Here is a 23,202-nt window from a genome sequence, read left to right as displayed (position 1 = left end):
GGCCTCCGCCCGCCCTTCCCGAACGGAGAAACCGGATGTCCGACTGGACCTACGACCCCTACGCCCGCCTCGGCGAGGTGCCGACCTTCGCGCTCGAGAGCGACGACATCGCCGACGGTGCGCCCCTGTCCGCCCGCCACTACGGCGAGGGCTCCGGCGGGGAGGACGTCTCGCCGCACCTGCGCTGGTCGGGAGCCCCCGCCGAGACGAAGAGCTTCGCCGTGACGGTGTTCGACCCCGACGCGCCCACCGGCTCCGGCTTCTGGCACTGGGCCGTCTACAACCTCCCGGCCGACACCACGGAGCTCCCCACGGGAGCCGGAGCCGCCGGCTTCGAGCTGCTCCCGGCGGGCGCGCAGACGCTGCCCAACGAGATGCGGCTGCGTCAGTTCGTCGGAGCGGCGCCGCCGGACCGCGAGCACCGCTACTTCTTCGTGGTGCACGCCCTCGACGTCGAGTCGCTCGACCTCGACCCGGAGTCGACGCCGGCGATCCTCGGCTTCAACGCGCACTTCCACACCCTCGCGCGGGCGCAGATCGTCGCCACGGCGACGCCGGACGGCGCGAAGGACTGACCGCTCCGCGGGGAGCGCGCGCTACCCGAAGAGGGTGCGCGCCTCCTCGTAGCGGGCGTCCGGCACCGTCTTGAGGGTGCCGAGCGCCTCGGCGAAGTCCACGTGGTAGATGTCGGTGCCGCGCAGGGCGACCATGCGGCCCCAGTGCTCGGCGACGACGGAGTCGATGGCGGCCATGCCCAGGCGGGTCGCGAGGACGCGGTCGAACGCGGTGGGCGTGCCTCCGCGCTGGATGTGGCCGAGCGTGGTGGCGCGGGTCTCGATGCCGGTGCGCTCCTCGATGAGCGGGGCCAGCAGCTCGCCGATGCCGCCGAGGCGGGGCCGGCCGAAGGCGTCGAGGCCGCGCTCGGAGTGGGCGTCGTCCATCGTGTCGAGCGAGAAGCCCTCGGCGACCACGACGAGCGGTGCGCGCCCGCGGTCCTGCGCGCTCTGCACCCACTCGACGATCTGGTCGAGGGAGGTGCGCTTCTCCGGGATGAGGATGACGTGGGCGCCCGCGGCCATGCCGGAGTGCAGGGCGATCCAGCCGACGTGGCGGCCCATGACCTCGGCGACCATGCAGCGGCCGTGCGAGTCGCCGGTGGTGCGGAGGCGGTCCATCGCGTCGGTCGCAATGCCGACGGCGGTGTCGAAGCCGAAGGTGTAGTCGGTGGCGCCGAGGTCGTTGTCGATGGTCTTCGGGACGCCGACGATCTTGAGGCCCGCGTCCGTGAGGCGCTTGGCCGCGGCCAGGGTGCCCTCGCCGCCGATCGCGATGATCGAGTCGATGCCGTTGCGGTCCATCATCTCGGCGATCTTCTCGGGGCCGCCGTTCTCGCCCTCGAAGGGGTTCGTCCGGCTGGTGCCGATGATCGTGCCGCCCTGCTTAGCGATGCCCTGGATCTCGGGGCGGCCCAGGGGCAGGAGGTCGCCGTCGACCACTCCGCGCCAGCCGTTCCGGAAGCCCACGAACTCCTGGTCGTAGACCTTGATGCCCTTGTAGACGGCACCGCGGATGACGGCGTTGAGGCCGGGGCAGTCGCCACCGGAGGTCAGGATCCCGATCTTCACCCGCTCAGGTTAGAGGACCCGGTGAACGGATGTGCACGCGGACGACGACGGGCCCCTCCTCGCCGCCTCGAGGAAGGGCCCGTCGTCGTGCTCGGTGCTGGTGGGACTAGGTCGTGACGAGCTCGCCGTTGACGCCGCGGGGGAAGAATCCGCCGGTGCGCGTGCCGGCCGCGGGGTTCAGGTACACGATGTTGAGGACCTGGCCCGGGGTGCGGCTGAACGCGATGGAGCTGCCGTCGGTCGGGACGATGTTCGCCTGGCCGTTGACCTTGACGCCCTGGTCGAGGTCGGTCTTGCCGTCGAGGCTGTCGCGCGCGTCGGAGAGCTTGTTCGCCGAGTCGGACAGGTCGGCGGCGTAGATCGCCGAGCGGATCGCGCCCGCGTGGTACGCCTCCACCGCGAGGATGCCGGCGGCCGCGTCGAGGTAGGTCTTCGACTGGATGAGCGGGGCGGCGCCCTTGTAGGCGGTCACTCCCACGTCCTCGAAGACGAAGGCGCCGAGCAGGAAGTTCGACTCGCTCGCGAACGGGTCGAACGACTGACCGGCCTTGATCAGCCCCGCCGCAACGGCGGCGGAGTTGAAGCTGTCCTTCAGGTTGATCGCCGGGCGGGCCACCTTCGCGGTGCCCAGCGCGGCCCGCAGGAACTGCACGTGGGCCTTCTCGTCGTTCGCGACCTCGGTGGCGAAGCTCTTCAGCCACGGGGTCTTGAAGTCGACGGGGCGGCCGCCGATGACGCCGCCGGGCGTGCCCTTGCCGGTCACGTCCGAGCCGCCGAGGCCGGTGCCGTAGACGGCGCGGAGGTAGAACTCGGCCTCGAGGTACTCGAGGTTGAGGGCGAAGTTGAGGATCGAGGCGTCGCTGGGGCCGCTGGCAGCGACCTCCTCGGCGGAGGCGGTGGGCGCGGCGAGGGCCGCGGCTCCGATGCCGAGGCCGGCGACGCCGGTGGCCTCGAAGAAGCGGCGACGGTCGAGAGCGGTCTCAGAGCTCTTGACGATCGCGTTGCGGATGAAGGTCGTGTCGAACATGTGCGCATCTCCAGTGATAGGCGGGTGCCGGGCGGCTGGAGCGCCGCCGCGACAGCGCGAAGCTACGCCCGGGATCGACCTGCTGACCAGTGGAAACGGGCGATCGGATCCGCGCATGTGTTCACGCCGTCTGAACCAATCCGCCGGGCGTGTCGCTCCGAACACGTCGTGGATGGGGGTTCTGCGGAGGAGCGTCCGATCCGGTGTCGGAGCCGCCGGTTAGCATCACTGCGTGTCGATCCCCGTCTCCGCTCCCGAGCCCTCCTGGGCGACGGTCTACGCGCCGTCGGAGCCGGTGAGCCTCGCGCTCACCCTCCGCACGCTGCTGCGGGGCTCGGGCGACCCGACCATGCTCCTCGACGCGTCCGGCTTCTGGCGGGCGTTCCGCACGCCGCTCGGCCCGGGCACGCTGCATCTGCGGCAGGCGGTGGACGGCGCGGTCCACGCGCGCGCCTGGGGCGGGGGAGCGGAGTGGCTGATCGACGCGGTCCCCGAGCTCCTCGGCCACGGCGACGACTGGAGCGGGCTCGACCTGTCGGCCCACGCGCCGCTCGCCGAGGTGCTCCGCCGCTCGTCGGGCCTGCGCCTCACGCGCGCGAACCTGGTGTTCGAGATGCTCGCGCCGTCGGTCCTCGAGCAGAAGGTCACGAGCACGGAGGCGTGGCGCGCCTACCGGGTGCTGGTGCGCCTCCACGGGGAGCCCGCCCCGGGGCCGGTCGCTCTGCACGTGGCTCCGAGCGCGCAGCAGTGGCGGCGCGTGCCCTCGTGGGACTGGCACCGCGCGGGAGTGGATCCGCGGCGCTCGCGGACCGTCCTCACCGCCGCGCTCGTCGCCTCCGGCCTCGAGCGGACCCTCGCGCTCGGGCGGGGCGGCGACGAGGTCGCCCGCCGGCTGCAGTCGGTGCCGGGGATCGGGCCGTGGACGGCGTCCGAGGTGATGATGCGGGCCCACGGCGATCCGGACGCGGTCAGCGTGGGCGACTACCACCTGGCCGCGGCCGTCGGCTTCGCGCTCACGGGCCGGCTCGGGGTCGACGACGACGGCATGCTCGAGCTCCTCGAGCCGTGGCGCGGGCACCGGCAGCGGGTCATCCGGCTGATCGGCTGCAGCGGAGCGCGGAAGCCGCGGCACGGCCCGCGGATGACCATCCAGGACCACCGCCGGCACTGATCCGCTCCTCCACAGGGGCGGCTCGCGGGCGAGTCGGCGCGACCACCGCGTCACGCCGCGTCCGGGCGGCGGGTCGGGCTTAGCCTCGGAGGATGCAGCAGTCGACGACCCCAGGTGTGCCCGGCAGCGACCCGGAGCGCGAGCCCGACGACGCGGCCGTGCGGAGCGGGGTCGACGCGACGGTCGGTGGTCGGACGCCCGAGGGCGGCACGGAGTCGGACGACGAGGTCGAGGCCGGTGAGGCCCGCGACTCCGGGAGCGGGGACGTGGCCGAGCCGGCGCCGGAGTCCGCGTCCGAGGACGTGCCCGAGCCGCAGGACGCGCAGGAGTCCGACGCTGAGGACGAGGACCTGCGCGAGTCCGGTGTTCAGGACGAGGACGAGGACGTGCGCGACGCTCAGGACGCGGCCGTGAGCGAGCCCGATGCCGACGACGAGGTCGTGCGCGACGCTGAGGACGAGGTCCTGCGCGGGCCCGACGCCGCGTCGGAGTCGGAGCTCGCCGCGCCCGCCGCCGCCGAGCCCGAGGTCGACGACCGCCCGATGATCGAGCGCGTCGAGTCCCTGGTCCGCCGCTGGATCGCGCGCAGCGGCGAGTTCCCGGTCGAGCCCGCCGCCCAGCGGCTCGCGGGCGTGCTCCAGGACCCGAACGGACTCGACTTCACCGTCGGGTTCGTCGACGGCGTCGCCCGGCCCGAGGACCTCTCGGTCGCGGCCGAGAACCTCGCGGCGCTCACCGCGAAGACGCCCGCCTTCCTCCCCTCCTACCTGCGCGCCGCGATCAGCACCGGCGGCGCCGTCGGCCCCGTGCTGCCCTGGGTGGTCGTGCCCGCGGCCCGCCGGGTCCTCCGCCGCCTCGTCGGGCACCTCGTGGTCGACGCCTCGGAGGCGCGTCTCGGTGCGGCCGTCGCCGCGCTGCGCGAGGGCGGTGACCGGCTCAACCTCAACCTCCTCGGCGAGGCCGTGCTCGGCGAGCGCGAGGCCCGCCGGCGCCTCGAGGGGACCCTCCGCCTGCTCGAGCGACCGGACGTCGACTACGTCAGCGTCAAGGTCTCGAGCGTCGTCAGCCAGCTGTCGATGTGGGCCTTCGAGGAGGAGGTCGACCGCGTCGTGGAGCGTCTCACCCCGCTCTACCAGGCCGCCGCGTCCGGAGCCGACCCCACCTTCATCAACCTCGACATGGAGGAGTACCGCGACCTCGACCTGACGGTCGCCGTGTTCCGGCGCCTCCTCGAGCAGCCGGGCATGCTCGACCTCGAGGCGGGCATCGTCCTGCAGGCCTACCTGCCCGACTCCGTCCGCGTGCTCGACGAGCTGACCGAGTGGGCGCAGGAGCGCCGGGCCCGCGGCGGAGCCCCGATCAAGGTGCGCGTCGTGAAGGGCGCGAACCTCGCGATGGAGAGGGTCGACGCGGCCCTGCACGACTGGCCGCTCGCGACGGTCGGCAGCAAGGTGGAGGCCGACACGAACTACAAGCGCCTGCTCGACCGGGCACTGCGGCCGGAGCGCGTCGACGCGGTGCGCGTGGGCGTCGCCGGGCACAACCTCTTCGACCTCGCCTGGGCGTGGCTCACGGCGACCGAGCGCGGGGTGACCGGCGCGGTCGAGATCGAGATGCTGCTCGGCATGGCGACCGGGCAGGCGCGCGCCGTCCGCGAGGACGTGGGACGCCTCCTCCTCTACACGCCCGTCGTGCACCCGCACGAGTTCGACGTGGCCATCTCGTACCTCATCCGCCGGCTCGAGGAGAACAGCAGCCCCGAGAACTTCCTCTCGGCCGCGTTCCGCCTCGACGACGAGGAGGTGCTGCAGCGGGAGCTCGGCCGCTTCCGCGCCTCGCTCGAGGCCCTCGACGACTCCGTCCCGCTGCCGAACCGCACGCAGGACCGCCTGCGGGAGTGGTCCTCCGGCTCCGGCCGCCGCCTCGTGCAGGAGCACGCCCGCGCCGGCGAGCGGGCGCAGGACCCGGCCGCCGCGGGCCTGACGCAGGCCGTCCTCGGCCTCAGCCGCGGCTCCGGTGCGGCCGCCGCGACCGCGGGCTTCCACAACGAGCCCGACACCGACCCCGCCCTCCCCGGCAACCGACGCTGGGCGCGCCTGATCACCGAGCGCATCGCCGGGTCGACCATCGGAGCGGGCACGGCCGACGCCGCACGCGTGAGCACCGAGGCGGAGCTCCAGGAGGTGCTGCGCGCGGTGTCCCGCCGCGCGGAGCGCTGGGGCGAGCGCCTGGGCTACGACCGAGCGGCCGTGCTCGACCGCGCCGGCCTCGTCCTCGCCGCGAACCGCGACCGCCTGATCGAGGTGATGGCCTCCGAGACCGGCAAGACGATCGCCGAGGCCGACCCCGAGGTCTCCGAGGCCATCGACTTCGCCCACTACTACGCCACCCGCGCCCGCGAGCTCGACGCCGTCACCGGGGCCACCTTCGTCCCCGCGCGGGTCACCGTCGTCGCTCCGCCGTGGAACTTCCCGGTCGCCATCCCGGCCGGATCGATCCTCGCGGCGCTCGCCGCCGGCTCCGGAGTCGTGGTGAAGCCGGCGCCCCAGGCCCGCCGCTCGGCGGCTGTGCTCGTCGAGGCGCTCTGGGACGCGGGCGTCCCGCAGGAGCTCCTCGCCCTGGTCGACCTCGACGAGGAGGAGCTGGGACGGGCGCTGATCACCGACCCCCTCGTGGACCGCGTGCTGCTCACCGGCTCCTACGAGACCGCCCGCCTCTTCCGCTCCTGGCGGCCCGGCCTCGCACTGCAGGCCGAGACCAGCGGCAAGAACGCGATCATCGTCACTCCCCACGCCGACTACGACCTCGCCGTCGCCGACATCGTCCGCAGCGCCTTCGGGCACGCCGGCCAGAAGTGCTCCGCCGCCTCCCTGGTGATCCTGGTCGGCTCGGTCGCCCGCTCCAAGCGCTTCCGCGCCCAGCTGGTCGACGCCGTCACGTCGCTCCGCGTCGGCCGGCCCGACGACCCGTCGGCGGTGATGGGGCCGCTCATCGAGGAGCCCACCGGCAAGCTCCTGCACGCGCTCACCACGCTGGGCGGAGGCGAGTCGTGGCTCGTCGAGCCGCAGCGGCTCGACGAGAGCGGCACGCTCTGGTCGCCCGGGATCCGCGAGGGCGTCACCGAGGACAGCTACGTCCACCTCACCGAGTTCTTCGGCCCGGTGCTCGGGATCATGCACGCGGCGACCCTCGAGGACGCCGTCCGGATGCAGAACGGCACCGAGTACGGGCTCACGGCCGGGCTCCACTCCCTGCACGCCGACGAGCTCGCCCTCTGGATCGACTCGGTCGAGGCGGGCAACCTCTACGTCAACCGTGGCATCACCGGAGCGATCGTCCGGCGCCAGCCCTTCGGCGGCTGGAAGCGCTCGTCCGTCGGCGGCGGCGCGAAGGCGGGCGGACCCAACCACCTCATCGGCCTCGGCTCCTGGAAGCCCTCGCCCGCGCGCTCCTCCTCGACACTGCACCTGCGCGGCCTCGACGACCGCGCGCGCCAGTTCATCGAGGCGGCCCAGTCCTCGCTCCGGTTCGAGCAGTTCGACCTGCTCCGCCGCTCCGCACTCTCCGACCAGCTCGCCTGGGCGACCGAGTTCGGAGTCGTCACCGACATCTCGAAGGTCGGCGTCGAGCGGAACCTGTTCCGCTACCTCCGCGTGCCGATCGCGCTGCGCCTGGCCGACGGCGGCGACCTCGGAGAGCTCCTCCGCGTCATCGCCGCCGGCCTGCTGACCCGCTCCCGGATGGACATCTCCACGTCCCTCCCGCTCCCGCCGCGGGTCCAGGAGATGCTCGGCGGCGACGAGCTCGCCGAGATGGCGGGCCTCGTCCCGCGCATCGTCGTCGAGACCGACGCCCAGTGGCTCGAGCGCGCCGCGGCCGGCCGCATCACGGCGCCGCGCATCCGCATCATCGGCGACATCGTCTCCGACCGCGTGGACGGCTATGCGGGCCCGCAGGCCCCCGGCAGCCCGACGCACGGACAGCAGGCCGTCGTCCGCCGATCGTCCGACTCGACCGGCTCCTTCACCGACGTCGTCGCCGGCATGACCCGCGGCAGCACGGGCACGCCGGTCCCGCTCACCCGCGCCGACGGATCCCGCGTCCCCCTCGCGACCGCCCTCGCCGAAGCCCTCGGCGGCGCCCTCGACACCGCCGTCTACGCCGACCCGGTCACCCCCGCCGGCCGCGTCGAACTGCTGCCCTTCCTCCGCGAGCAGGCGATCTCGATCACGAACCACCGCTTCGGCAACCCGATCGATCTGAGCGACGACGTGCTGTGAGTTGGATTCCACGCCCGTCCCTGACGGGCGTGGCGCGGTCGGCTTCTCGACGGGGTGCGTTCTGTGGAGCGGGGGACGTTCGGCTACAGCGATCCGCTCGCACGCGGATCGCTGGTTCGCCTCGGGGGCGGTGCTCGCGGGGATGGTGTGGATTCTGTGTGGCGCGGTCGGCTTCTCGACGGGGTGCGTTCTGAGGGGCGGGGGGCGTTCGGCTACAGCGATCCGCTCGTACGCGGATCGCTGGTTCGCCTCGGGGGCGGTGCTCGCGGGGATGGTGTGGATCGGGCGGGGCGCGGTCGGCTTCGCGACGGGGTGCGTTCTGAGGGGCGGGGTGCGTTCGGCTGCAGCGATCCGCTGGTACGCGGATCGCTGGTTCGCCTCGGGGGCGGTGCTCGCGACGATGGTGAGATCAGGCTGGCGCGGGTCGGCCTCCCGACGGAGGCTCGGGACGCGGCTCAACGAGGCGCGGGGGGACTTACTTGTCGCGGCAAGTAGTGGGTAGGGTGGGGGGATGAGTGCGCCCGAGACACGCTGGCTGACGCCCGATCAGCTCGACGCCTGGCTGCGCTTCATCGCGGTCGTGGAACTGCTGCCGGGCGCCCTCGACACGCAGCTGCAGCGCGACGCGGGGCTCACGCACTTCGAGTACCTGACGCTGGCGATGCTGTCCGAGGCGCCCGACCGCGCCCTCCGGATGACCACGCTCGCCGCCCGCACCAACGCGACCCTGCCCCGGCTCTCGCACGTGGTGACCCGCCTCGTCGCCCGCGGCTACCTCGAGCGCCGCCCCTGCGCCTCCGACGGCCGCGCCACGAACGCGGTGCTCACCGACGCCGGCCTCCAGAAGATCGTCGACACGGCGCCCGGTCACGTCGCGACCGTGCTGGCCGACGTCATCGATCCGCTCGACGCCGACCAGATCCCGCAGCTGGCCGACATCATGTCGCGCATGCTCGCCCGGCTCGACCCCGAGGGCAGGATGACGGTCGACGCCGTGCGCTCCTCGCTCGGAGACCCCGACACCCGCTCCTGCTGAGCGCACCGACCCCTCACTCCCGGGGCGGACCGGCCTCGGCCGCGGCCGGATCCGTGTACAGGGACTCCCGGACGTGCCCGTCAGGGTCCTCGAGGCCGCGCCCGCATGGAGCCGAGGTCCTGCACCGCGACCGGCTCGGCGCCGCCGGACGCCGGCCCGTTCCCGAGCACCTCGCCGATCTCCTCCCGGCTGCCGACGCTCACCGCGAAGAGGCCCTGCACCCGGGAGCGCGCGTCGATGATCTCCTTCGACCTGGAGGTCGAGAAGGAGGGGTGCGGGAGGAGCATCGCGGACACGGGCTCGGAGGCGACGGAGCTGGCGGCATCGTTGCTGAACAGCGGATTCAGGGCTGAACAGAGGATCCAGGGTCCGGCCGAGCGCCGTGGAGAACGCCCTCGAGCGCTCCGGATCCGTGAATGGGAGGTCGACGAGGATCGAGTCGACGGCCCTCCGCGTCAGTACAGCGATCGGCCGCGCGACAGGCGGGAGTCCGTGCCATCATCGCCTCGTGCAGTTCACCACGACGCTCTTCCGGATCGGCAACAACACCGGCATCGAGGTGCCGCCCGAGGTCCTCGAGGCCCTCGGCGGCGGCAAGCGTCCCGCCGTCGCGGTGACGGTGAACGGCTACCGCTTCATCAGCACGGTCGGAGCGATGGGCGGACGCGCGCTCATCCCGTTCTCGGCCGAGAAGCGCCGCGAGACGCAGCTCGCCGGCGGTGACGCGATCGACGTCGTGATCGAGCTCGACACCGCGCCGCGCGAGGTCGTCGTGCCGGAGGACCTGGCGTCCGCGCTGGCCTCGGCGGGCGCTGCGGGGCGCTTCGCCGCGCTCTCGCCCAGCGCGCGGAAGGCCCACGTCACGTCGGTCGAGGGCGCGAAGGCCGCCGAGACCAGGGCGCGCCGCGTCGCCTCGATCGTCGCGGCGCTCGCCGGCTGACGGGCGCGCCACGGTCCGGGACGCGACCTCCCCGCCGGATAGGCTGCCTCCGGCGCCCCACGGCGGAGCGCCCTGGAAGCGGAGTCGGGGGACTTGATGGGTGCGGTTCGGCGTTGGGTGTTCCCGATCGTGTGGATGGTCATCATCGGAGCGGCGAGCATCGCCCTGGTGAAGATCGCGTTCTTCCCGGACGGCGCGGCCGAGGCCGATCCGACGCAGCCGACCGGTGAGATCACCGAGCCGACCGTCACGGTCGCCCGCGGCACGGTCACCAACGACCTCACCCTCCAGGGCACCGTCGCCGCCGACCCCGCCGTGCCGCTGAAGGCGACGGCGGCCGGAACGGTCGACGACGTCTACGTGCAGCAGGGCGCGGCCGTCGCGTCGGGCGATCTCATCTACGACATCCGCGTCGAGACTCCGCGCGACCCGGTCGAGACGACCGGCCCGGACGGCGCCGTCACCCTCACCCAGCAGGAGCCCTCCGTGCGCTTCGAGCGGGTCTACGCCGCGACCGGCGGCACCCTCAGCGCGCTCGGCGTCATCCACGACCAGGCCGTCACGGTCGGCGAGGTGACCGGACAGGTCGCGCCGCCGAGCTACGCCGTCACCGGCACGATCGACGCGCAGCAGCTCTACCGCATCCAGAACCGGCCGACGGAGGCGCAGGTCGCGATCACCGGCGGGCCCGCCGGCTTCACCTGCACCGACCTCACCATCAGCACCCCTCTCGCCGGAGCCGGCGAGGGCGGCACGACCGGCGGAGCGACGGACGGCGGCGGCGGCGGCGGTGGAACCTCCACCGGCGGCTCCGGCACGAGCTTCACCTGCCAGGTGCCGACGGAGGTCACCGTGTTCCCCGGGCTCGCCGCCTCAGTGACGCTCGCGGGAGGCAAGGCGGAGGACGTCCTCGTCGTGCCGACCACCGCGGTCGAGGGCACCGCCCAGTCCGGCGTCGTGTTCCGCCGGGCGGACGACGGCAGCACCGAGGAGGTCCCGGTGACGCTGGGACTCACCGACGGCAGCTCCGTCGAGATCACCGGCGGAGTGGAGGAGGGCGCCGAGCTCCTGCAGTTCGTGCCGGGCGCGGAGGAGGCTGCTCCCGACGTCCAGCTGGGCGGCGACTGCATCGCGCAGCCCGACGGCTCGGTCTTCTGCTCGTGACGATCCTCCGGCTCGAGGGGATCCGCAAGGTCGTCCCGCTGCCCGATGCACCGCCGCTGACGATCCTCGACGGCGTCGATCTCGAGGTGGGCGAGGGCGACCACGTCTCGGTCGTGGGCCGCAGCGGCTCCGGCAAGTCGACGCTGCTCAACATCCTCGGACTCATCGACGAGCCGACCGAGGGGCGGATGCTGCTCGAGGGTGCTCCCACCGAGACCCTGTCCTCGCGGGCCCGCGCGCGCATCCGCGGCGGCAGCATCGGCTTCATCTTCCAGCAGTTCAACCTGCTGGAGGGGCGGACCGCCCGCGAGAACGTGATGACGCCGCTGCTCTACGCGACCGGATCGGAGTTCTGGCGCCGCCGCGACCTCGCGGCCGAGATGCTGGAGCGGGTCGGCCTCGGGCACCGCGTGGACTCGATGCCCGGGCGCATGTCGGGCGGCGAGCAGCAGCGGATCGCGATCGCCCGCGCCCTGGTGCGCCGACCGCGGCTGATCCTCGCCGACGAGCCGACGGGCGCCCTCGACACCGACACCGGCGAGAGCGTGATGGGCCTGCTCGACGAGATCGCCCGCGAGTCCGGCTCGGCGCTGGTCACCATCACCCACGACCCGGCCATCGCGGCGCGGGCCGAGCGCCACTACCGGCTCGACCACGGCCGCCTGGGCTCGACCGCGGATGCGGGCCCCGTCGCCGAGGCGGTGGTCCTCTGATGCGCGCGCTCGTCGGGATCGCCGGCGCGATCGTCGAGGCGTGGACCGAGCTGCGGATCCACCGCGGCCGCGTGCTGCTCTCGCTGATCGGAGTCGCGGTGGCCGTCGCCGCCCTGACCGCGGTCGTCGCCGCCGGCGGTATCGCCCGCCAGGCCAGCATCGAGCAGGCCGAGCGCTCCAGCGGGCGCCCGGCGAGCCTCTTCCTCTCCGCCTACCCCTCCGGCACCGGCACCGCCGAGGTGGATGCCGACGCACTCCAGGCCGCGTGGACCGGTGCGCTCGAGCGGTACTCCATCACCTACGCGAGCCGCTCGACCTACGGCAGCGCGCGCGTCCAGTTCGCCGACGGCGCCGTCGACGTCGCGGTGCAGGCGGTCGACCAGCCCTTCGCCGAGATGCACCGGCTGAAGATCGTGGACGGCTCCTGGTTCACCGCCCGCGACTCCCAGCGCCTCGCTCCCGCCCTCGTCGTCAACGAGCGCTTCTGGGAGCGGATCGGGAGCCCGGATCTGCGCACCCACCCGGTGGTCACCCTGCTCGGCTCCGAGCGCGACGTCACGGGCGTGGTGGTCGGCGTGACTCCCTCCTCGCAGTTCGAGACGGATCCGTCGATGATGATGCTCGCGGACGCCTACCCGGCGGTCGCCCGCGACGCCGACCCGCAGTACGGCGGGCAGGGCGTGCCGAACTACGAGATGTGGGTGCCGCTCGACCTGGCCGAGCCCCTCGCCGCGGCGGTGGAGCGCGACGTGGCCGGCGCCCTGGGATCCGACTTCGAGGTGTCGGTCGACCGGCAGGACTACCTGGTCTACGACTCCGACCCCTTCGGCGTGCTGACCTGGGTGATCGGCGGCGTGGCGGGCCTGGTGCTGGCGCTCGGCGCGCTCGGACTGCTCAACATCGCCCTGGTCACCGTCCGGCAGCGGATCCGCGAGATCGGCATCCGGCGCAGCTTCGGCGCCTCCTCCGGCCGCATCTTCTTCTCGATCATGATGGAGAGCGTCGTGGCGACCGTCGTCGCGGGAGTGGTCGGCGTGACGGTCGCGGTCATCCTCGTCACCAACCCGTGGACGGTGGCCTTCGTGCAGGACAACGGGATCGCCGACATCCCGCCTTTCCCGGCCGAGGCGGCGCTGCTCGGGCTCGGGGCGGCGACCCTCGTCGGCGCGCTCGCGGGCCTGGTGCCGGCGATCGTCGCCGTGCGGGTGAAGGTGATCGACGCGATCCGCTACTGAGGCCCGCCGAGGGTGACGACGAGCTCGTCGCCCTCGAGCGCGGCGTGCGCGTCGGAGTAGTGCGCGATCCGGGGCAGCCCCCGGGTGCTCGCGCTCTCGTGGCTCCCGACGACGATCACGCGCATGCCGGCGTCCAGACCCGCCCGGATGCCGGCCTCGGCGTCCTCGAACACCAGCGCGTCCTCGGGGGAGACGCCGAGCAGGGCCGCGGCGGCGAGGTAGCCGTCGGGAGCAGGCTTGCCGTTCGCGACGTCGTGCGCGGTGACCACGGTGTCGGGGGAGGGGACGCCCGCCGCAGCCAGACGTGCGGCCGCCAGCGCCGGGCTCGCGGACGTGACCAGGGCGACGCGCTCGCGGGGGAGTGAGGCGAGGAACGCCGTCGCGCCGGGGATCTCGACGGTGCCCTCGGTGTGCTCGAGCTCGTACGCGTCGAGCTCCGCGACGAGCGCGTCGACGTCGCTGCCGGCCGGAGCGAAGCGGCGGACGCTGTCGGCGGCGCGGACACCGTGAACGGCGCCGAGCACCGCGTCGTGGTCGAGAGCGAAGCGCTCGGCGAAGGCACCCCAGATGGTCTCCACGACGGCCGTCGAGTCGACGAGCGTCCCGTCCATGTCGAAGAGGGCGGCGCGGGCTCGGAGGAGGTGGGGCATGCGTCCATCCTGGCGGTCGGCGGCCTCCGGCGCCTGCCGGTGCGGACAGCGCTCGGACAGCGCGCGATCAGCCCGCCCTCAGGCCACGCATCGTGTCGCGGCGCTACGGTGGTCCGAGATCGCGGGCAGACGCCCGGAGGGGAGTGGAGGACGCCATGACGGACGACAACGGAACCGGCACGGACCAGGGCGCGAGCACGGGCGGCGAGGCCTCCGGACCCCGCGCCGGGTGGTACCCGGACCCGGCGGGCTCGTCCCGTCAGCGCTGGTGGGACGGGACCGGCTGGACGGAGTCGCTCCGCGACGCGCCGGCGGCCACTCCCACCGCCCCGGCCGAGAGCGGGTCGGCGCAGGCCGCCGCGACTCCCGTTCCGCCGACCGCACCGACTCCGCCCGCGCCGCCCGCCGAGCGTCCCGCCTACGGGGAGACGTCGAGCGGAGCGGCGACGAGCTACGGACAGTCGGCCTCGGGTCGGTATCCGCAGCAGCCGTCGTCCGCCGACCCGCAGCAGAGCTACGGGCAGCAGAGCTACGGGCAGCAGGCTCCCCAGCAGCCCTACGGCCAGCAGCCGCAGCAGCCCTACGGCCAGCAGCAGCCGCAGTACCCGGCCTACGCCGCGGCTCCCGGAGCACCCGTGCAGCAGCGCGACACGAGCATCGTCACGTCCACCCCGTGGATCTGGGTGGTGGTCCTCCTGCCGCTGCTCTCGGCGCTGTCGATCTTCCTCCTCCCGCCGAGCGCGATCGTCGACTCGTCGATGGCCTCGACCTACGGGCCGAGCTCCTCGATGGGGATGTCGACCGCCTACCTCGTCGGCCTCGGCGTGCTCCAGGTCGTCGGCTTCCTGATCTACGCGGCGGAGGTCGTCTTCGCCTTCCTCGACTGGCGCCAGCTGAAGCGAGCCGGCCTGCAGCGTCCGTTCCACTGGGCGTGGGCCTTCCTCGCCGCTCCCTACGTCTACGTGATCGGCCGCAGCGTGGTCGTGAAGCGCGTGACCGGCGGCGGCCTCCTCCCGCTCTGGGTCTTCCTCGGCGTCGTGGTCGTGTCGTTCCTCATCGCGATCGGCTGGACGGTGTCGCTGTTCTCCCTGATGACGCAGGCCTTCGCTCCCGCGGGCTTCTGAACCCGTGCGCGCCGCCGATCTCGTCCTGACCGGCGGCGCCGTCTTCACCGCCGACGCCGTGCGCTCCCGAGCGCACGGCGTCGCTGTCGTCGGAGGGCGGATCGTCGCGGTCGGCGCCGACGCCTCCGACCTGATCGGGCCGCGCACCGAGGTGGTCGACCTCGAGGGCCGGATGCTCGTCCCCGGCTTCCAGGACGCCCACGTGCACCCGGTCTGGGGCGGCGCTGCGCTGCTGCGCTGCTGGCTCGGAGCGGGAGGGTCGCCCGCCGAGCACCTGGCGACGGTCGCCGGGTACGCGGCTCGGGAGAGCGGAGCGGAGTGGATCCTCGGCGGCGGCTGGAACCTGCCCGACTTCCCCGGAGGCACCCCGACCGCCCGCGAGCTCGACACGGTCGTCCCTGACCGGCCCGCCTTCCTCACCAACGCCGACGGGCACGGCGCCTGGGTCAACTCCGCCGCACTGCGCCTCGCGGGGATCGACCGCACGACGCCGGACCCCGCCGACGGCCGCATCGAGCGCCTGGCCGACGGCACCCCCTCCGGCACCCTGCACGAGGGGGCGATGGACGCGGTCCGCCGCCACCTCCCGCCCGCGAGCGCGGACGAGCTCCACCGCGCGCTGCTCCTCGGGCAGGAGACCCTGCACTCGTTCGGAGTGACGGCGTGGCAGGACGCGATCATCGGCTCCTACGGCGATGTGGGCGACCCCGGTCCGGTGTACCGCCGCGCGGCGCTGAGCGGCGAGCTGACCGGGCGCGTCCGCGGTGCGCTGTGGTGGGACCGGGGCCGCGGCGTCGAGCAGATCCCGGAGCTCGTCGAGCGGCGCGCGGCGCTCGCCGCCGACGGCTTCGCGCCGACGACCGTCAAGATCATGCAGGACGGGGTCGCCGAGAACTTCACGGCGGCGATGCTCGAGCCCTACCTCGACGGGCACGGCGGCCACGGTCACGGCGACGGCCTCTCGATGGTCGACCCGCGCCTCCTGAACGAGGCCGTGCCGCTCCTGGACGCGGCCGGGTTCCAGGTGCACTTCCACGCGATCGGCGATCGCGCCGTGCGCGAGTGCCTGGACGCCGTCGAGCGGGCGATCGAGGCGAACGGGCGCCGCGGCAACCGCCACCACCTCGCCCACCTGCAGGTCGTGCATCCGGACGACCTGCCGCGCTTCCGTGCGCTCGACGTCACGGCCAACCTGCAGATGCTGTGGGCCTCGCTGGAGCCGCAGATGGTGGAGCTGACGCTGCCGTTCCTCGGCGAGCGGCGCGGCTCGTGGCAGTACCCCTTCGGCGACCTGCTCCGCTCGGGCGCGGTGCTCGCCGCGGGGAGCGACTGGCCGGTGTCGACGCCCGACCCGCTCGCCGCGATCCACGTCGCGGTGAACCGGCTCTCGGCGCCGTCCGAGCGCGAGCCGGGGTGGAGCGAGGAGGTGTTCCTCCCGGAGCAGCGCCTCGACCTCGCCACCGCCCTCTCCGCCTCCACGGCCGGCTCGGCGTGGGTGAACGGCCTGGACGGCGAGTCGGGCTCGATCGCCGTGGGACTCGCGGCGGACTTCGCCCTGCTGGACCGGGACCCCTTCGCCGGCGACCCCCGGGCGATCGGGGACACCCGGGTGCTGGGCACCTGGATCGGCGGCGAGCGCGTCCACACCGCAGCGGACGCGCCCGCCTGATCCGGGTCGTTCAGGAGGCGGCGCTCAGCAGGTGATCGCTCCGCCGATGATCCCCGCGAGCAGCCCGCCGGTCGCGGAGGCGATCGCGCCGGGACCGGAGATCGCGCCGATCACCCCGCCGGTCGCGGCACCGCTGACGCCGCTCCCGGCGACGCAGTGGCCCCACTCGGGCGAGCTCCAGTCGCTGTTCAGGTGCAGGCCGCCCGCCGCCGAGCGGGACGCCGAGTCCGGGGCGAAGTGGAAGGTGAGCGTGTCGGAGTCGTCGATCGACCAGTGGCCCGACACGGTGCGGCCGCGTCCGACGTCGATCCTCTCCGGGAGTGCGTCGGACGTCTCGGCGCCGTCCGTGAAGCCGACCCCGCCGCCCGCCAGCTCGACGATCCGCGTGCCGTCGGTGACGTCGAAGGTCACTGTCGACGCCGATCCGCCCCGCGCCTCGAGGTGCACCCGGCTGCTCGTCTCCTGCCTCGCCCGCTCGGCGTGCGCGGCCTGCGCTGTGAACAGCGGCACCGCCAGCAGAGCGGCCGCCGCCGCGACCAGTGCCGTGCTCGTCCTCTGTCGTTCCATCGTCGTTCCCTCCCTCGGATTCCGATCCAGGAGGGAGGGCTCAGCGCCGCCGGTCGACGAGGGCGAGGACGACGGACGCCACCGCTGCCGCGACGGCGGCGGTGACCACGACGTCCCACGGATCCTCGGCGCCCACCGCGGTCGCGACGAGGTGCCCGGCCAGGACGCCGACGAACAGTGCCGGCAGCATCAGCCAGATGCGCCGTCTCCGTCGTGCCGCCGTACCGGCCTGTTCCCTGTCGCTCATGCTCGCCCTCCTGGATTCACCATACAGGTATGGAGTACCAGGCGGTCGCGACGCGCGTCGAGGAGGTGGCGCGATCCGTCAGGCCTCGCTGCGCTGGATGAGGCGGGAGAGGACGATCGCGGAGCGCGTGTGGTCGACGTTGGGCGCGATGCGGACCTTCTCGAGGGCGAGCTCGAGGCTGGGGATGTCGCGCGAGCGGATGTGGACGATCGCGTCGGCGGAGCCGGTGACCGTGCCCGCGTCGACGACCTCGGGGACCGCGGAGAGGATGCGGCGGAGCTCGTCCGGAGCGACGGTGCCGCGGCAGAAGAGCTCGACGTAGGCCTCGGTGGCCATGCCGTCGACCGCGGGGTCGACCTTGATCGTGAAGCCGCGGATCACGCCGTCGGCCACGAGGCGGTCGACGCGGCGCTTCACCGCGGAGGCGGAGAGCCCGACCACGCCGCCGATGTCGCCGTAGCCCGCGCGGGAGTTCTGGCGCAGCAGATCGAGGATCTTCCGATCGATGTTGTCCATGCTCCGAGGATAGGCGCGGCCGGAGCGGCGCCTGGACGGCAGCAGAGTGCCACTGGAGATTCGTGACGCCCGGCTATATAGTTGCTCTCGGTCAATAGTTGATCGCGGTCAACTAGAACTGCCGCCGTGCTGAAGAGGAGCCCATGTCACACCCCGAACACCGCGCCGCATCGCGCGGAACCACCGCGCCGCACGCCCCCGCCGGGCCGGACGGCGCCATGTCGCACCGGCAGGTGCTCGAATCGCTCAGCGGCCTGCTGCTGGGCATGTTCGTCTCGATCCTCGCGGGCACGGTCGTGTCGACCTCGCTGCCCCGGATCATCTCCGACCTCAAGGGCGACCAGAACGCCTACACCTGGGTCGTCACCGCGACCCTGCTCGCGACCACGGTCTCCACCCCGCTCTGGGGCAAGTTCGCCGACCTGTTCAACCGCAAGCTGCTGATCCAGCTCGCCCTCGGGCTGTTCGTCATCGGCTCCGCCCTGGCCGGCTTCTCGCAGGACACGAACATGCTGATCGTCTTCCGCGTGTTCCAGGGCCTGGGCGCCGGCGGACTCGCCGCGCTGAGCCAGATCATCATGGCCGACATCATCAGCCCCCGTGAGCGCGGCAAGTACGCCGGCCTCTTCGGCGGCGTGATGGCGATCGGCACCGTCGGCGGCCCGCTCCTGGGCGGCGTCGTGACCGACGCGTTCGGCTGGCGCTGGAACTTCTTCATCGCGATGCCCGTCGCGATCGTCGCGATCGTCCTCCTCCAGATGACCCTCCGCCTCCCCGCGCACCCGAAGCGCAAGGTGCGGATCGACTACCTCGGCGCCGTGCTCATCGCGGGCGGAGTCTCGCTCCTGCTGATCTGGGTCTCCCTCGCCGGCAAGAACTTCGACTGGGCCTCGTGGGAGACCGCGGTCATGGTCGGCGGTGCCGTCGTGCTGCTGATCGCCGCCGTGATCACCGAGCTCACCGTGGCCGAGCCGATCATCCCGATGGGGATGTTCAAGAACCGCACCTTCAGCCTCGCCGTCGTGGCGAGCATCTCGGTCGGCGTCTCGATGTTCGGCGTCGCCGTCTTCCTCGCGCAGTACATGCAGCTGGCCCGCGGAGCCACGCCGACCCAGTCGGGCCTGCTCACCATCCCGATGATGGCCGGCCTGCTGATCGCCTCGACGATCTTCGGCGGGATCATCTCGCGCACCGGCAAGTGGAAGGCGATCATGATCAGCGGCGGCGTGCTCGCCGTGATCGGCACCTCCCTCCTCAGCACCCTCCGCTACGACACGGACCTGGTCCTCGTCGGGATCTACATGGCCGTCCTCGGCGCCGGCCTGGGCATGCTGATGCAGAACCTCGTCCTGGTGGTGCAGAACTCGATCGAGGTGAAGAACCTCGGCGTCGCGACCAGCGCGGTCACGTTCTTCCGCAGCCTCGGCGGCACCGTCGGAGTCTCGGTCCTGGGCTCGATGCTCGGCACCGTGATCGCCGACCGCATCAAGACCGGCATCGCGGGTCTCGCTCCCGCCGACCAGGCTCTCGCCGCGCAGGCGCTGGGCAGCGGCACGATCCCGCAGCCGGCGACCCTGCCCGACGCCGTGCGCGTCGTGGTCGAGAGCGCCTACGGGATCGGCGTGGGCGACGTGTTCCTCTACAGCATCCCGCTCGCCGTGGTCACGCTGATCGCCGTCGTCCTCCTGCCCAACGTGAGCCTCGGCTCGAAGAACGCGGTGCAGCTCAAGGCGGAGCCGACCACTCCGCTGCAGGCCGCGGAGGACGCCCTCATCGCCGCCTCGGACGGCCAGGCGGCGCTCCGCCCCGTCGGCCAGGCCCGGCGGACGGACGACGCGACGCACGCCCGGGAGGGTCGCGAGGCCACTCCCGCCGGACACGGCCGCCACGCCGACGAGGAGCGGCAGGAGGAGCCGGTCGGGCACGCCCGGCACGCTGCTCCCACCGGCTCGGTCGACGTGATCGAGCGCTCCTGATGCCCGCCGCCGCGCCCTCGGCCGAGGCGCTGCACGAGGTCGAGGAGCAGATCACCGTGCTCGCCGTCCAGGTGCGCCTCGCCGTCCGGGACGCGGCGGCGTCGATCGACCCGGCGCTGCCGCCCTTCGGACTGCGGCTGCTGCGGATCCTCGAGCGCTGCGGTCCGGTCCACTCCGGCGCCGCGGCGGAGCGGCTCGGGGTCGACCGCAGCGCGATCAGCCGCCAGGCCCGCCAGCTCGCCGAGCTGGGCCTGGTCGAGATGACCTCCGATCCCGCCGACGGCCGAGCGCGGTTCCTCTCGCTCAGCGCGGCCGGATGCGAGCGGATGCGCGACCTCGGCGGCCGTCAGCGGCAGCGGATGCAGGAGGCGCTGAGCGCCTGGCCCGAGGAGGACCTGCGCGCGTTCGCGGGATACCTGGAGCGGCTGACCGCGGCGGAGTGAGCCGCGTGATCTGAACGAGTGGCGCGGACCGATGCGGTCCGCGCCACTTCTGCGTGCCGCCGGACGCGGCGCGGGCGCGCTGACCGCGCGCCGTCTCGCGCCACCCGGTGCCGACGCCGTCGTGGCCGTTCTACATTTCCTGAGATGTTCTCACTCAGGAGGCGATGACCCTGTTCTCTTTCGACCATGCAGCAGCGGCGGAGCTGGTCCGTGCCTCGGACGAGGCGGCGGAGGCGCTCGCCTCCCAGGAGCTGCTGAGGTCCGTCGCTGCCGAGCACGCACTGGGCGAGTTCCGCGGCGCGTACGCCGAGCTGTTCCGCCGGGTCCGCCTCTGCGACAGGGAGAACCGCGGTCGGCTGAGCGCCGAGCTGCACGAGCTCGCCGACACGGTGCGGCTCGTGGCGAGGAAGGCCGAGGAGGAGCGTCGGCGCCGGGAGGAGTACGCGGCCTGGGAGCGGCGGGCGGACGAGCGCGAGCAGCAGCGCCGCCTCGATCCGGTCGCGGCCCTCGCGGCGGGAGTCGAGGAGATCGTCGACCGGCCGCCGTCCGATCGGCCGGTCGTGCCTCCGCCGATCCGTGCGCTGTTCTCCCCCCGGTCGGTGCCCCGCACGTCCCCGGGCGGCCCCGCCGCGGGAGGCACGACCTCCGCCGACCCCGAGCGCCTCGACGTCTTCGTCTCGCAGACCCGGCAGGCGGACGAGGCGATGCGCTCCCGGCTCCAGGATCTGATGGCCGCCTGGGGAGCCTTCGGCAACCGCTGCTCGTGGGCGCCGGTCGAGTCCTTCTCGGTGCTCCGGGGCTTCCGCGAGCTGCTGTCGATCGGTGCGGCCGACGCGACCTGGGTCGAGCAGATCTCCCTGGCCTTCACCGCCGCGGGGGGAGCGGCGCTCTCCGTTCCGGTCCTCGACGCCGTCGGCACTTTGGCGCGGCCCCGGGGCGGCCGGAGCCTGCTCGACTCCCTCGCGGCGCTCTCGTCAGACGATCTCGCGACACTCCTGGCGGCGTCGCCCGACCTCGCGGCGCGCCTCGGGCGACTGGCTCCGACCCTCGTGAACGACTGGTGGCGGAGCCTCGACTCCACGGACGGCGCGCGCTTCTCGCCGCAGCAGGAGGCGCTGGTCGCCGGTCTGCCCGGGGTGATCGGGAATCTGGAGGGTGTTCCCTACCGCGCCCGGGTGAGGGCGAACGAGAGGGCGCTGAGGGCGCGGATCGTGGCGCTGAGGAGCGAGGCGGCGGGCCTGCGCGGGAAGGCGGGCGACGGGGAGCGACTCGCGGCGGTGGAGTCGCAGCTGGTGGCGCTGAGGGACGTGCGGGCATCGCTCCGGCGCGGTCTCGGTCAGGACCCGCGCTTCCTCGTCTCCCTGACCGCCAACGAGCCTCCGCTCGCCGCCGTCTCGATCGGCGATCCCGACATCGCCACGAACGTCACCTACGCCGTCCCCGGGATGGGACAGACGACGGAGAGCATGACCCGATGGACGAAGGCGTCGCAGAATCTGCAGTCGCTCCTCCCGCCCGGCAGCGCCGTCGTCTCCTGGATCGGCTACGAGACCCCGCCGATGGCGCGGCTCGGCGGGAACGGCATGGACGTCCTCACCTCGAACCAGGCGGTCGCCGGCGGCGCCGCACTCGCCTCGGCTGTCCAGGGGCTCTCCGCGGTCCGGGGCGACGACCTGCCGAAGCCGAACGTCGTCGCCCACTCCTACGGCAGCACCGTCATGGCCGTCGCCGCCTCGCGCTCGGACGTCGAGCTCGGGGTCGTCGTGACGCTGGGCTCGGCCGGCCTCCCGGACAGCGTCGACGAGGCGAGCGACCTGCACGCGGAATCCGTCTTCGCGGGGCAGGCGCGGGACAAGTACCTCGGCGAGACCGAGAGCGGCGACGAGGCCGCGTGGATGGGCCGCGCCTTCAGCTGGAACCACCACACGGATCCCGCTGACGAGGACTTCGGCGCGCGCGTCTTCGGTGTCGAGACCGGAGGCGACGCCGGGAGGATCGTGACGGATCACGCTGCGCTGAAGAGCGACGACGGCGATCTCGCGGGGTATCTCGACAAGAACACCGAGTCCCTGCAGAACGCGGCGTGGGCCGTCTCCCGGCGACTCGACCTGCTGACCGAGAACCGGCCGCTCGGGCCGACCGCCTTCCAGAAGGCGGTCGTGGGAGCCTCCCATGGCGGGTAGAGGCTCTCCTCAGCGGACGGGCGTCGCGCTGACCGTCGCCGCTCTGCTCGTGATGTCGATGACCGCTTGTGCAACGGAGAAGGAGGCGAGACCGGTGAGCACGATGAGTCCTCGGGAGGGTCGGGATCGGGTGGTGGAGTTCGTGCGGGACTCCGCGGGGCGGCTCGATGTGGAGGGGTGGTGGCCGCGGAGCGGCGCGGCCAGGCCCGATGTGTGCGGCCCCGGCGACCGGGTGAGCGGTGCGAGCTACAGCTACGCCTGGTGGGCCCCGGCGGGCACCGATGTCGAGGGGGATGCGCGGAAGGTCGCGGACTACTGGGAGTCGCTGGGGATGACGGTGAGAGTGACCGATTCGACTCCGCGCCCGACGGTCTACGGGCAGGGCGGACCGGTGCTGCGGGCGAGCTTCGTCACCGGCGCTGTCGAGGAGATGTACATGATCGGGGCGGAGATGCCGTGCGCGCCCGGCGATTTCGAATCACTCCTCCTCGAGGACGAGGCTCAGCGCGCGGCGGGCGCGGTCCTTCCGGGTGATGAAGGTGTCGTCCCGAAGCCGGATCCGTGGGACCTCCCACTCCAGTCCGATCCGTCGGGTTCCGGCTCGGAGGGATGAGCCGCCCCGTCCACCGCGTCCGG

At 73.2% G+C, this 23,202-nt stretch carries 21 protein-coding genes; 14 read left to right on the top strand and 7 right to left on the bottom strand.

Going from position 1 to position 23,202, the window contains the following annotated elements:
* Positions 1-35 precede the first annotated feature (35 nt).
* Complete coding sequence (locus GSU40_RS13465; protein WP_104249897.1) at positions 36-575, top strand: YbhB/YbcL family Raf kinase inhibitor-like protein; 540 nt, start codon at positions 36-38, stop codon at positions 573-575.
* Positions 576-596: 21 nt separating this feature from the next.
* Here the strand turns inward: GSU40_RS13465 and GSU40_RS13460 are convergent, their stop codons facing one another.
* Together GSU40_RS13460 and GSU40_RS13455 are read right to left on the bottom strand one after the other, a co-directional pair.
* On the bottom strand, positions 597-1,625 hold the full coding sequence (locus GSU40_RS13460; RefSeq protein WP_104237632.1) for a 6-phosphofructokinase: 1,029 nt from the start codon (positions 1,623-1,625) through the stop codon (positions 597-599).
* 106 nt (positions 1,626-1,731) lie between these two features.
* Positions 1,732-2,652, bottom strand: coding sequence for a ferritin-like domain-containing protein (locus tag GSU40_RS13455; RefSeq protein ID WP_104222865.1), 921 nt, complete (start codon positions 2,650-2,652; stop codon positions 1,732-1,734).
* A 232-nt stretch (positions 2,653-2,884) separates the two neighbouring features.
* Between GSU40_RS13455 and GSU40_RS13450 the strand changes: the two genes are divergently transcribed.
* The 3 genes from GSU40_RS13450 (at position 2,885) to GSU40_RS13440 (ending at position 9,139) form a co-directional block, all read left to right on the top strand.
* Positions 2,885-3,823, top strand: coding sequence for a DNA-3-methyladenine glycosylase 2 family protein (locus tag GSU40_RS13450; protein ID WP_160035299.1), 939 nt, complete (start codon positions 2,885-2,887; stop codon positions 3,821-3,823).
* Positions 3,824-4,365: 542 nt separating this feature from the next.
* The gene (locus GSU40_RS13445) at positions 4,366-8,103 is read left to right on the top strand and encodes a proline dehydrogenase family protein (protein WP_160036237.1); all 3,738 of its coding nucleotides are present in this window, start codon (positions 4,366-4,368) and stop codon (positions 8,101-8,103) included.
* Positions 8,104-8,614: 511 nt separating this feature from the next.
* Complete coding sequence (locus GSU40_RS13440; RefSeq protein WP_104246915.1) at positions 8,615-9,139, top strand: MarR family transcriptional regulator; 525 nt, start codon at positions 8,615-8,617, stop codon at positions 9,137-9,139.
* Between the two features lie 80 nt (positions 9,140-9,219).
* Here the strand turns inward: GSU40_RS13440 and GSU40_RS13435 are convergent, their stop codons facing one another.
* On the bottom strand, positions 9,220-9,435 hold the full coding sequence (locus tag GSU40_RS13435) for a hypothetical protein (protein WP_104283155.1): 216 nt from the start codon (positions 9,433-9,435) through the stop codon (positions 9,220-9,222).
* 212 nt (positions 9,436-9,647) lie between these two features.
* On the opposite strand from GSU40_RS13435, the gene GSU40_RS13430 reads away from it, so the two are divergent.
* From GSU40_RS13430 to GSU40_RS13415, 4 genes are all read left to right on the top strand, one after another.
* Positions 9,648-10,079 carry a YdeI/OmpD-associated family protein gene (locus GSU40_RS13430; protein WP_160035297.1) on the top strand — a complete coding sequence of 144 codons (432 nt, stop codon included), beginning with the start codon at positions 9,648-9,650 and terminating at the stop codon, positions 10,077-10,079.
* A 135-nt stretch (positions 10,080-10,214) separates the two neighbouring features.
* Entirely contained in the window at positions 10,215-11,243 is a 1,029-nt protein-coding gene (locus tag GSU40_RS13425; RefSeq protein WP_208543317.1) for an efflux RND transporter periplasmic adaptor subunit, read from the top strand.
* A complete protein-coding gene (locus tag GSU40_RS13420; protein WP_104283158.1) occupies positions 11,240-11,956 on the top strand; it encodes an ABC transporter ATP-binding protein in 717 nt (238 codons plus the stop codon). The genes GSU40_RS13425 and GSU40_RS13420 overlap by 4 nt, the downstream gene beginning before the upstream one ends.
* On the top strand, positions 11,956-13,191 hold the full coding sequence (locus GSU40_RS13415) for an ABC transporter permease (protein ID WP_104233103.1): 1,236 nt from the start codon (positions 11,956-11,958) through the stop codon (positions 13,189-13,191). The genes GSU40_RS13420 and GSU40_RS13415 overlap by 1 nt, the downstream gene beginning before the upstream one ends.
* On the opposite strand, the gene GSU40_RS13410 is transcribed toward GSU40_RS13415, so the two are convergent.
* The gene (locus GSU40_RS13410) at positions 13,185-13,841 is read right to left on the bottom strand and encodes an HAD-IA family hydrolase (RefSeq protein WP_160035293.1); all 657 of its coding nucleotides are present in this window, start codon (positions 13,839-13,841) and stop codon (positions 13,185-13,187) included. The genes GSU40_RS13415 and GSU40_RS13410 overlap by 7 nt on opposite strands.
* 155 nt (positions 13,842-13,996) lie before the next feature.
* On the opposite strand from GSU40_RS13410, the gene GSU40_RS13405 reads away from it, so the two are divergent.
* Both GSU40_RS13405 and GSU40_RS13400 read left to right on the top strand, forming a co-directional pair.
* Positions 13,997-14,965, top strand: a complete 969-nt coding sequence (locus GSU40_RS13405) for a DUF2510 domain-containing protein (RefSeq protein ID WP_160035291.1) — start codon at positions 13,997-13,999, stop codon at positions 14,963-14,965.
* A 4-nt stretch (positions 14,966-14,969) separates the two neighbouring features.
* Positions 14,970-16,634, top strand: a complete 1,665-nt coding sequence (locus GSU40_RS13400) for an amidohydrolase (RefSeq protein ID WP_160035289.1) — start codon at positions 14,970-14,972, stop codon at positions 16,632-16,634.
* Positions 16,635-16,658: 24 nt separating this feature from the next.
* Here the strand turns inward: GSU40_RS13400 and GSU40_RS13395 are convergent, their stop codons facing one another.
* The 3 genes from GSU40_RS13395 to GSU40_RS13385 form a co-directional block, all read right to left on the bottom strand.
* Positions 16,659-17,201 carry a hypothetical protein gene (locus tag GSU40_RS13395; protein WP_160035287.1) on the bottom strand — a complete coding sequence of 181 codons (543 nt, stop codon included), beginning with the start codon at positions 17,199-17,201 and terminating at the stop codon, positions 16,659-16,661.
* Between the two features lie 40 nt (positions 17,202-17,241).
* Positions 17,242-17,448, bottom strand: coding sequence for a hypothetical protein (locus GSU40_RS13390; RefSeq protein WP_146076614.1), 207 nt, complete (start codon positions 17,446-17,448; stop codon positions 17,242-17,244).
* Between the two features lie 78 nt (positions 17,449-17,526).
* Positions 17,527-17,964 (bottom strand): Lrp/AsnC family transcriptional regulator, encoded by a 438-nt coding sequence (locus tag GSU40_RS13385; RefSeq protein WP_104222855.1) that lies wholly within the window; start codon positions 17,962-17,964, stop codon positions 17,527-17,529.
* Between the two features lie 218 nt (positions 17,965-18,182).
* Here GSU40_RS13385 and GSU40_RS13380 point away from each other — a divergent pair, with 218 nt between their 5' ends.
* The 4 genes from GSU40_RS13380 to GSU40_RS13365 all read left to right on the top strand — a co-directional run bounded on the left by GSU40_RS13380 (position 18,183) and on the right by GSU40_RS13365 (position 23,179).
* Positions 18,183-19,940 (top strand): MDR family MFS transporter, encoded by a 1,758-nt coding sequence (locus GSU40_RS13380; RefSeq protein WP_104237640.1) that lies wholly within the window; start codon positions 18,183-18,185, stop codon positions 19,938-19,940.
* A complete protein-coding gene (locus tag GSU40_RS13375; protein ID WP_104222853.1) occupies positions 19,940-20,383 on the top strand; it encodes a MarR family winged helix-turn-helix transcriptional regulator in 444 nt (147 codons plus the stop codon). The genes GSU40_RS13380 and GSU40_RS13375 overlap by 1 nt, the downstream gene beginning before the upstream one ends.
* Positions 20,384-20,547: 164 nt before the next feature.
* On the top strand, positions 20,548-22,566 hold the full coding sequence (locus GSU40_RS13370; protein ID WP_160035285.1) for an alpha/beta hydrolase: 2,019 nt from the start codon (positions 20,548-20,550) through the stop codon (positions 22,564-22,566).
* Positions 22,556-23,179 (top strand): hypothetical protein, encoded by a 624-nt coding sequence (locus tag GSU40_RS13365; protein WP_104295269.1) that lies wholly within the window; start codon positions 22,556-22,558, stop codon positions 23,177-23,179. The genes GSU40_RS13370 and GSU40_RS13365 overlap by 11 nt, the downstream gene beginning before the upstream one ends.
* Positions 23,180-23,202 lie beyond the last annotated feature (23 nt).

The organism is Rathayibacter sp. VKM Ac-2805 (assembly GCF_009834265.1).
In the GTDB taxonomy this organism is placed as follows: Bacteria; Actinomycetota; Actinomycetes; order Actinomycetales; family Microbacteriaceae; genus Rathayibacter.
This window is presented reverse-complemented; position numbering and strand designations above follow the sequence as displayed.

Excerpts from the sequence above, each read along its gene's own strand:
- GSU40_RS13390 (WP_146076614.1), bottom strand. The coding sequence starts at position 17,448 with ATGAGCGACAGGGAACAGGCCGGTACGGCGGCACGACGGAGACGGCGC.
- GSU40_RS13365 (WP_104295269.1), top strand. The coding sequence starts at position 22,556 with ATGGCGGGTAGAGGCTCTCCTCAGCGGACGGGCGTCGCGCTGACCGTC.
- GSU40_RS13405 (WP_160035291.1), top strand. The coding sequence starts at position 13,997 with ATGACGGACGACAACGGAACCGGCACGGACCAGGGCGCGAGCACGGGC.
- GSU40_RS13425 (WP_208543317.1), top strand. The coding sequence starts at position 10,215 with ATGGTCATCATCGGAGCGGCGAGCATCGCCCTGGTGAAGATCGCGTTC.
- GSU40_RS13445 (WP_160036237.1), top strand. The coding sequence starts at position 4,366 with ATGATCGAGCGCGTCGAGTCCCTGGTCCGCCGCTGGATCGCGCGCAGC.
- GSU40_RS13385 (WP_104222855.1), bottom strand. The coding sequence starts at position 17,964 with ATGGACAACATCGATCGGAAGATCCTCGATCTGCTGCGCCAGAACTCC.
- GSU40_RS13370 (WP_160035285.1), top strand. The coding sequence starts at position 20,548 with ATGACCCTGTTCTCTTTCGACCATGCAGCAGCGGCGGAGCTGGTCCGT.
- GSU40_RS13380 (WP_104237640.1), top strand. The coding sequence starts at position 18,183 with ATGTCGCACCGGCAGGTGCTCGAATCGCTCAGCGGCCTGCTGCTGGGC.
- GSU40_RS13465 (WP_104249897.1), top strand. The coding sequence starts at position 36 with ATGTCCGACTGGACCTACGACCCCTACGCCCGCCTCGGCGAGGTGCCG.
- GSU40_RS13410 (WP_160035293.1), bottom strand. The coding sequence starts at position 13,841 with ATGCCCCACCTCCTCCGAGCCCGCGCCGCCCTCTTCGACATGGACGGG.
- GSU40_RS13415 (WP_104233103.1), top strand. The coding sequence starts at position 11,956 with ATGCGCGCGCTCGTCGGGATCGCCGGCGCGATCGTCGAGGCGTGGACC.
- GSU40_RS13455 (WP_104222865.1), bottom strand. The coding sequence starts at position 2,652 with ATGTTCGACACGACCTTCATCCGCAACGCGATCGTCAAGAGCTCTGAG.
- GSU40_RS13440 (WP_104246915.1), top strand. The coding sequence starts at position 8,615 with ATGAGTGCGCCCGAGACACGCTGGCTGACGCCCGATCAGCTCGACGCC.
- GSU40_RS13395 (WP_160035287.1), bottom strand. The coding sequence starts at position 17,201 with ATGGAACGACAGAGGACGAGCACGGCACTGGTCGCGGCGGCGGCCGCT.
- GSU40_RS13375 (WP_104222853.1), top strand. The coding sequence starts at position 19,940 with ATGCCCGCCGCCGCGCCCTCGGCCGAGGCGCTGCACGAGGTCGAGGAG.